1 protein-coding gene is annotated in these 1,515 nt (G+C 54.9%); it reads left to right on the plus strand.

Annotation, left to right across the window (positions count from 1 at the left end; all coding sequences use genetic code 11):
* The first annotated feature begins 80 nt into the window (after positions 1 to 80).
* A complete protein-coding gene (locus DSD30_RS21435; RefSeq protein WP_114011796.1) occupies positions 81 to 1,442 on the plus strand; it encodes a transposase in 1,362 nt (453 codons plus the stop codon).
* The last annotated feature ends 73 nt before the right edge of the window (positions 1,443 to 1,515 follow it).

Consider the following 1,515-nt stretch of genomic DNA (forward strand, 5'->3'; position numbering starts at 1 on the left):
GGCCGATTCCGTTGAAAAAGTAGGCGTTGCTTTGGTGTTGAAGTCCTGATTCAATTCCTTTGAGAATGGAGGATCGGGGCATGATGGGCAACCAGAGCGGAGTGCAGGCTTCGCTGTTTTACGCGTTCAATCTTGAAGACCACGTACCGCGGGATCATCTATTGCGGTCCATTGATCGCTTCATTGATCTTGCAGACATCCGACGTCATCTGGCGCCTTTCTACAGTTCCATTGGTCGCCCCTCGATCGATCCCGAACTGATGATCAGGATGTTGCTGGTTGGCTATATTATGGGGATCCGGTCTGAGCGCCGCCTTTGCGATGAAGTCCACCTCAATCTTGCCTATCGGTGGTTTTGCCGCCTGGACCTGACAGATCCTGTTCCGGATCATTCAACCTTCTCCAAAAACAGGCATGGTCGGTTCCGCCAGAGTGATCTGTTCAGGAAGCTGTTCGAGGATGTTCTCAGCCGCACGATCGCTGAGGGACTTGTTGGCGGGGAAGCCTTCGGGATTGACGCCTCGCTGATCAAGGCAGATGCCAACCGTGAAGATGGCATTGAACCGAAGGACTGGTCACCTGAAGACCACGCAAGCCGGGCAACAGAGGAATATCTGCAAACACTGGATGATGCAGCCTTCGGCTCTGCCACGCCAGTTCCGCCCAAATACATCTCGCCCGTGGATCCAGCCGCACGGTGGTCTGCGGCCGACCGCGGCAAGGCGCACTTCATCTATTCAACCAACTATCTGGTCGATCTCGACAACGGGATCATCGTGGATGTGGAACCGACGGCCCCCATTCGTCAGGCGGAGAACAAAGCTGCCCGCGACATGATCGAACGCGTGATGGCTCAGACCGGTCTCTATCCTGCGCGACTTGTCGGGGACACCGGCTATGGCAGTGCGGAGATGCTGGGATGGCTTGTCTATGAATATGGCATCGAGCCACACATTCCTGTGCTCGATAAATCAGGGAGACGCGACGGCACTTTCCCACGCTCCGACTTCATCTATGATCCCGATGGAGACGTATATTACTGTCCCGGCGGCAAATCCCTGCATCAATATCGTCGCCCATTCAAGAAAGAGCGAGATGCCATTGATGGCGATGGCATGCGCAGATATCGCGCCAGCAAGCATGACTGCGAGGCCTGCGTTTTGAAACAGGTCTGTGTTCCCAAGGAACCAGCCCGCAAGATCATGCGCTCCGTCTTCGAGGGTGCCCGCGATATGGCAAGAGATATCGCCCAGACGGATGATTATGTCATCTCTATGCGTCAGAGAAAGAAGGTGGAGATGCTGTTTGCCCATCTCAAACGTATCATGAAACTGGATCGGTTACGCCTCAGAGGACCAAATGGAGCCCGAGACGAATTCCACATCGCAGCAACAGCCCAGAACCTGCGCAAGATGGCAAAACTGATCCCGATCCCGGCGTGAAACGCCATCAACACCCGCCTTACCGCGCCCGAACTCCCCTCAAAATCTACGACTTTTTCAACGAAATCGGCCC

Source organism: Cohaesibacter intestini, from assembly GCF_003324485.1.
Classification (GTDB): domain Bacteria; phylum Pseudomonadota; class Alphaproteobacteria; order Rhizobiales; family Cohaesibacteraceae; genus Cohaesibacter; species Cohaesibacter intestini.

Excerpts from the sequence above, each read along its gene's own strand:
- DSD30_RS21435 (WP_114011796.1), top strand. The coding sequence starts at position 81 with ATGATGGGCAACCAGAGCGGAGTGCAGGCTTCGCTGTTTTACGCGTTC.